Source organism: Mesorhizobium sp. M7A.F.Ca.US.006.04.2.1 (assembly GCF_004022915.1).
GTDB lineage: Bacteria > Pseudomonadota > Alphaproteobacteria > Rhizobiales > Rhizobiaceae > Mesorhizobium > Mesorhizobium ciceri.
In genome coordinates this window covers 1-5,612 of the sequence record NZ_RZQA01000407.1, presented here as the reverse complement: position 1 = coordinate 5,612, position 5,612 = coordinate 1, and the positions used below count along the sequence as shown (strand labels likewise).

Annotated in this window: 3 protein-coding genes; 1 reads left to right on the top strand and 2 read right to left on the bottom strand. The window is 61.8% G+C overall.

Going from position 1 to position 5,612, the window contains the following annotated elements:
* The first annotated feature begins 412 nt into the window (after positions 1-412).
* Positions 413-658 (top strand): DUF982 domain-containing protein, encoded by a 246-nt coding sequence (locus EN925_RS20855; RefSeq protein ID WP_127368545.1) that lies wholly within the window; start codon positions 413-415, stop codon positions 656-658.
* Between the two features lie 396 nt (positions 659-1,054).
* Here the strand turns inward: EN925_RS20855 and fdhF are convergent, their stop codons facing one another.
* Positions 1,055-3,847 carry a formate dehydrogenase subunit alpha gene (gene fdhF, locus EN925_RS20850; protein WP_127368546.1) on the bottom strand — a complete coding sequence of 931 codons (2,793 nt, stop codon included), beginning with the start codon at positions 3,845-3,847 and terminating at the stop codon, positions 1,055-1,057.
* On the bottom strand, positions 3,847-5,517 hold the full coding sequence (locus EN925_RS20845; RefSeq protein WP_127365595.1) for an NAD(P)H-dependent oxidoreductase subunit E: 1,671 nt from the start codon (positions 5,515-5,517) through the stop codon (positions 3,847-3,849). The genes fdhF and EN925_RS20845 overlap by 1 nt, the downstream gene beginning before the upstream one ends.
* Positions 5,518-5,612 lie beyond the last annotated feature (95 nt).

Genomic DNA, 5,612 nt, shown 5'->3' with positions numbered 1-5,612 from the left:
CACCGACTCCACCATGAAGACCTTGAAATCGCAAGCCGACTTCAGGAGCGCGTGGATGGCGATGAACGACGAGGACCGAGCCGGGATGATGAAGGAGTGTGGCGACGAAGCCATAGCCAAAAATCACGACAATTTCTGCAAGATGACCAAGCAACTTGGCGGCGCCAACTGAATGGGGCTTTTTGCGAATCAAAATGGCAGGCACAATTACCTGCCATTTTACGACGGACGCGGCTCCGCCGACCCCAGGGGGGCATTTTAGGACGGTCCCGCCTGGCATACCTCCCGAAGGCTGAAAGTAGCGGACGCGACCGATATTCAGACAGCCCGGCTTTCGCGGGACGGTGATGCGTGATGATGAAACTCCGTGTTGTGACGTGCGTTGTGAGCTGTGCGCGTCAGAGGCTTTCCCATGTATGAAGCGTGGTTTTCCAAACCTGTAGCCGTTGCCACCGGCATCAGCGGCGACATCCGAAACCTTACCAACGCTCGTGAGGCTTTTGACTTGCTCAACGACAAGTGGCGCAACGAAGGAAGCGCCAAGCATCGATCTACACTACGAGCATGCCAGCAGGCGTTGAATGGCAACGTTCCGGCTGACATCGCCAGAGACGCTTTTATTGAAGCAGCGCGGGAAGCGCGCATGTTGGTCGGGTGAGTTGCGGTGACAAGAGCTTGCCCCGCGGTTCAGCGCCCATGAACGCGTCGACCTGCTTACATACTCAGAATGAAAAACGGAAAGCCGGCGGTGAGCTTCTGTGCTTCGGCTGGCGCTCGGAAAACTGAAGCAAGCAAGCCGGCACCGTTCCGTTAGAATGCATCTCGCGTCGCCTTCAGCCCAAACAAACCTATGAGGAGGACGCCGAGTGAGTATCTTCGGAATAAGCGTGGACTGAGTCTGGGCGGCAACGGCGCTTTCCGATCTATCGATCTTCGCAAAGGCCTGCAACGTGGGTTGGCGCCTTCCGGACTCCGGCAATGCGGCGGCGGTAGAGCAAATGGCATTCGTCAAGTCAGCCATCGACCAAGCTACGTCAGCGGGCAGTTTCCAACATCATTCGGCAGCTTCGACCGATCTCGATGCCGGCACGATCCGCGCGGCACAATATTTGAACTCGGGGATCTTGCCGTAAGGATCGAGCATAGGATTGGTAAGCATGTTGGCCGGGCTCTCGTTAAAGCAGAACGGCATGAACACCATGCCATCGGCGACCTCTCGATCGGCCCGCAGAATGGCTTCGACGACGCCGCGCCGCGTTTCTACGTTTATCACGTCCCCCTGCGCAAGGCCGCGGCGCCTGATCTCGTAGGGATTCATCGCAGCAATGCCGTAGGGCTCGATCGCGTTGAGCACCCCGGCGCGGCGTGTCATGGCGCCCGTGTGCCAGTGCTCCAGCAAGCGCCCGGTGGTTAGCACCAGAGGATATTCGTCGTCGGGCACCTCGTCGGGGGGCAGGAGGTCGGCGGGCACGATGCGCCCGCGGCCATCCGCGGTCGGGAACCCGGTGGTGAAGACGATCTCGTTGCCAGGAACATCAGGACCATCGGCAGGATAGACGACGGACTCCTCGCGTTCGATGCGCTCCCAGGAAATATGCTTCAGCGACGGCATTACTTGCGCCATTTCGCCGAAGACATCCGAAACGTGTTTGTAGTTCCAGTCCAGCCCCATGCGTCTGGCAAGCTCGATGATGAGATCGAGATCCTGCCGCGCCTCGCCGGGCAGGTTGACGGCGGGTCGGCCGATCTGCACCTGCCTGTTTGTGTTGGTGTAGGTGCCGAGTTTCTCCGCATGCGCGGAGGCCGGGAGCACCACGTCGGCGTGCCATGCGGTTTCGGTCAGGAAGATGTCCTGAACTACCAGATGCTCAAGCTTGGCGAGTGCGGCGCGCGCATGGCTCTGGTCGGGATCGGACATGGCCGGGTTCTCGCCCATAATGTACATGCCCCGGATCTCGCCGTCATGGATCGCGTCGACGATCTCGACGACGGTCAAGCCGCGTTTGGGGTCGAGCGCCTGGCCCCAGAAATTCTCGTACTGGCCGCGGATATCGGCATTCTCCACCGATTTGTAGTCGGGGAAATACATCGGGATGAGGCCCGCGTCCGAGGCGCCCTGGACGTTGTTCTGGCCGCGCAGCGGATGGAGCCCTGTGCCGGCGCGCCCGACATGGCCGGTGATCAGCGCCAGCGCGATCAGGCAGCGCGAATTGTCCGTTCCGTGGGTGTGCTGCGAAATGCCCATGCCCCAAAAGATCATCGAACGCTCCGCCTTGGCATAGGTGCGTGCCACATCGCGCAGCACACCGGCCTCGATGCCGCAGACGGGAGCCATCGCCTCGGGCGAGAAATCCTTCACCTTTGCCTTCAATGCCTCGAAGCCGGAGACGTTGGCCTGGATGTACTGCTGGTCATAGAGCCTCTCGTCGATGATGACGTGCAGCAGCGCGTTCAGCATCGCCACGTCGCTGCCTGGCTTGAAGCGGAGGCTGTAGGTCGCGTGGCGCATCAGTTCCTGGCCGCGCGGGTCTATCACGATCAGCTTGGTGCCGCGCTTTGCCGCTTGCTTAAAATAAGTCGCCGCCACTGGATGATTTGTCGCCGGCCGCGCGCCGATGATGATCACGCATTCGGCCTTCATGGCATCCATGAAAGGCGCCGAGACCGCGCCAGAGCCAACGCCCTCCATCAGAGCGGCCACCGATGAGGCATGGCAGAGCCGGGTGCAATGGTCGACATTGTTGGTCCCGAATGCCTGCCGAACGAATTTCTGGAAGAGATAGGCCTCCTCGTTCGAGCCCTTGGCGGAGCCGAAGCCGGCCAGTGCGTTGCCGCCATGGTCGTCGCGAATGCGCTTCAGCCCGCTGGCAGCGCGCTCCAGCGCTTCTTCCCAGGTGGCCTCGCGGAACACGGTGAGCGGGTCGACATCGCGCAGATCGATGTCGCCGGCTTTCGGCGCATCGTCGCGGCGGATCAGCGGCTTCGTCAGCCGTTCGGGCGACATCACATAGTCGAAGCCAAAGCGGCCCTTGACGCAGAGCCGGTTCTCGTTCGCCGGACCATTGCGGCCGTCGACCTGGACGATTTTATTGTCCTTGACGGCGACGCGCGTCTGGCAGCCGACGCCGCAAAACGGGCAGACCGTGTCGACAAGCTTGTCGAACGCTTGGACGACACGGGTCTTGCCGGTTTCGTCCATCAGCGATTTCTCGTAGAGCGCACCAGTCGGGCAAGCCTGGACGCATTCGCCGCAGCTGACGCAGGTCGACAGGCCCATGGGGTCGTGCATATCGAAGACAGGAACCGAGTGATTTCCGCGCTCGGCCATGCCGATCACGTCGTTGACCTGCACCTCGCGGCAGGCGCGCACGCAAGCGCCGCAGGTGATGCAGGCGTCGAGATTGACGGCAATGGCCGGATTGGTGATGTCGAATTCTGGCGCTAGCCCCTCCTCGGTGAACTTGGAACGGTATCGGCTGCCCGAAATTCCCATCGAACCGGCCCATTGCCAGAACGCAGACAGGTTGTCTGGACCGTCGCTCGCCGATCGCATGTTGCTTGCGAGGAGCTCGAATACCATCTCGCGTGATTTGCGGGCGCGTTCGGTATCGGTTTTCACGACCATGCCGGCAGAAGGCTGGCGAACGCAGGAGGCAGCCAGCACGCGCTCGCCTTCGATGTCGACCATGCAGGCGCGGCAATTGCCGTCGGGACGATAACCCGGCATGTCGACATGGCACAGATGCGGAATTTTTGTACCCTGGCGCTTGGCGACATCCCAGATAGTCTCGCCAGGGGTGGCGCTTACGGTTTGCCCATCGAGGGTGAATACCGTGCTCTCGGCCATCAGAGGTCACTCCGGAAATGCGTCAGCAAATGATTGACCGGATTGGGCGCTGCCTGGCCCAGGCCGCAGATCGACGAATCGCGCATGACCATTTCGAGGTCGCGAATCTTGTCTTCCGGCATCAGACCCTGCTCCTGCAAGAGAGCCACCAACTTTTCGGTCCCGTCGCGACAAGGCGTACACTTCCCGCAGCTCTCATGCTTGAAGAATTTCATCAGATTGAGCGTGACCTGCTTTATATTGTCGGCCCGCGAGAACACGACGATAGCATGGGAGCCGACGAAGGCGCCCTGCTTGGCCAGATCGCCGCCGAAATCGAGCGGAATGTCGCCCAGTGTCGCTGGCAGGATACCGCCTGAGGCGCCGCCCGGCAAATAGGCCTTGAACTCATGACCGTCCGCCATGCCGCCGCAATAGTCGTTGATCAATTCGCGTACCGTTACGCCGGCCGGCGCCAGCTTGACGCCGGGATTTTTCACGCGGCCGGAAACGGACCATGAGCGGATGCCGGGGTGGCCGGGCTTGCCCTGCGTAGCGAACCATTGCGCGCCCTTTTCGACGATGTCGCGGATCCACCAGAGCGTCTCGACATTGTGGTTGAGCGTCGGTCGTCCGAACAGGCCGACCTCGGCGATGTAGGGGGGGCGGTGGCGCGGCATGCCGCGCTTGCCCTCGATGCTTTCCAGCATCGCACTCTCCTCGCCGCAGATATACGCACCAGCGCCGCGGCGGAGTTCGATGAACCCCGGCTTGACGATGCCGGTAGCTTCGAGTGCGGCGATCTCCTGACGAAGAATGGCGAGCACCGCAGGGTATTCGTCACGCATGTAAAGATAGATCCGTTCCGCCTCGACCGCGTGCGCTGCAATCAATGCACCCTCAAAGGCACGGTGCGGATCTTGCTCGAGATAGATGCGGTCCTTGAAGGTGCCGGGCTCGCCCTCGTCGCCATTGATCGACATCAGGCGCGGGCCCGGATAGGAGCGCACGATCTGCCACTTCTTGCCGGCAGGGAAACCAGCACCGCCCAGGCCCCTCAAGCCCGCATCGCCCAGGGTGGCGATGAGCTGGTCTGTGTTCAGCGTCCCAATCCGTACCTGCTGCAAAAGCTGGTAGCCTCCTGCCTGGCGATACGCCTCCAGTCCCACATAATCGGGTATGCTTACATCGGTCTCCGCTGCCGCGGCCATGCGCAGCAGGGCCTCGGCAGTTGCCTGGTCGACCTCGCGATTACCGATACGTGCGGCCGGCGCGCCAGCGCAGCGGCCCATGCAGGGCGCGCGCATGACCCTGATCGCCGGATCGGCGCCCGCTTGCAATTCGGCCAGGAGCGTCTCGGCGCCTGCCAGCATGCAACTCACTGAATCGCACACACGGATTGTCAGCGGCGCCGGCGGCATCTCGCCTTCCTTCACGACGTCGAAATGGTCGTAGAACGTCGCCACCTCGTAGACCTCTGCCTGCGACAAACGCATATCTTGTGCCAGCGCCCGCAAATGCCGCGCTGACAGGCAGCCATATCGGTCCTGGATAAGGTGGAGGAATTCAATCAGCAAGTCGCGCCGTCGCTGGCGCGCGCCAAGCAGCGCCTGGACCTCGGCGAGCGCGGCGTCATCCAGCGGCCTGCCCTTTGGTCCGCGATCACGCCGCCGCTGTTCCTGCATCGTCATGTGCTCGCCTCCCGCGTGCCCCTTACCTCGTAACGATATCCGGCGGACCATGATGTCGACTATGAGGCACGATATGTTCCCTGCACGACCAAGGC